The sequence below is a fragment of the Gilliamella sp. B3367 genome (genome assembly GCF_026536825.1).
In the GTDB taxonomy this organism is placed as follows: Bacteria; Pseudomonadota; Gammaproteobacteria; order Enterobacterales; family Orbaceae; genus Gilliamella; species Gilliamella apicola_E.
This window is the reverse complement of sequence record NZ_JAFNNJ010000021.1, coordinates 1-1,232: the sequence shown is the minus strand read 5'-3', so window position 1 is coordinate 1,232 and position 1,232 is coordinate 1. Positions and strand designations below refer to the sequence as shown.

Below are 1,232 nucleotides of genomic sequence, written 5' to 3'. Positions count from 1 at the left end.
TAATACTATTTTTTATCACCCCCGCCCCCGCCCTAAGGATTAAGGACGAAGAAATAAAAACTAAGGATGGGAGCAAAGTCCGTAGTCGTCGCTGTAGGTGTAGGTCCAATCCACGTGACCGCCGTCTGTGCTCACGAAAAACTGGTAACTACCACCTGGGTCACTAGTCCAGTACCAATAGTTGGTGAAGCCAACGCCAGAGTAATCAGCCATATAGCCCCACTCAGTGAAAAAACCTGAACCTATATGACGCATGTACACATTATTAGGAGAAGAAGGAGTGGCGCCGACTGAACCACGACAGTTAGAACCTGAATATTCACCACGACAAGATGCATTGGTTAAATCCTTTACCTTAGGCACTCGATAACCAAGACTATTACACCAAGATAATGTATTAGGATAAGTGTCCAGCTTAGAACTACGGTTGACGAACCACTGCTTCAAAGTAAAACCATATTTAACAACAGGAGTACCATTAGTATCACGACCGACCAACTCGAAAGTCTGAGGCAAAGAAATAGTGGAAAGAGGACCAGGATTGGCTGAACTAATCTGGGATGTGGTAGCGTAAGGACCCGTTAAAGTAACGCGTACGCTTGTAGCAGTAGAATTAGACATAGTAGCAGTGATACCTCCATGAGAAACAGGAGACCAATACAATGGCCGACTAACACCACTAATGAGTAAATCAAAGTACAATCCATTAGCACCAGTTGTAGGAAAGTTTCTACCGTAAAGTGATGGCTCAGTTGACTGAGGGATAAAACCATTAGCAGGGTCCCACATTGAAGCAGGGCCAGCATATTGACCTGAAGCGTAAGTCAAATCAGGTCTGGCAAAACAAACCACAGGCGAAGCCTTAGGATTGACGTAATAAGTCACATTACTTGCATTGAAAGTACTACGATTAGGAAAACCATAACGAGTAGATAATGTACCGTCAGAACTGGATAACGTAACCTTATAAGGTGCCTTACAAATTGTTGGAACGGTACTACGTGATACCGTTTGACCGCTTTTATCGACGATAGATAAACTTAAACGACCTGTAGCACTAACGCCAGAATCACCATCATCATCACCCCAATAATTATTAGGAGGACCGATAAGTGTACTCAAAGCGACTGAATTAGTATCAGTAGGAACGAACATACGAATATCAGCAAAACTCTGACCCTCAACGGGCAAGGAGATTGGGGTTGTAGATGATGAAGTATTAGTTGAAGGTG

1 protein-coding gene is annotated in these 1,232 nt (G+C 43.4%); it reads right to left on the bottom strand.

All coding sequences use genetic code 11. The features are described from left to right. Nucleotides 1–60: 60 nt before the first annotated feature. Nucleotides 61–1,232, bottom strand: a 1,172-nt coding sequence (locus J3U23_RS12045) for a hypothetical protein (RefSeq protein WP_267339344.1), incomplete at its 5' end; no start/stop codon positions are given.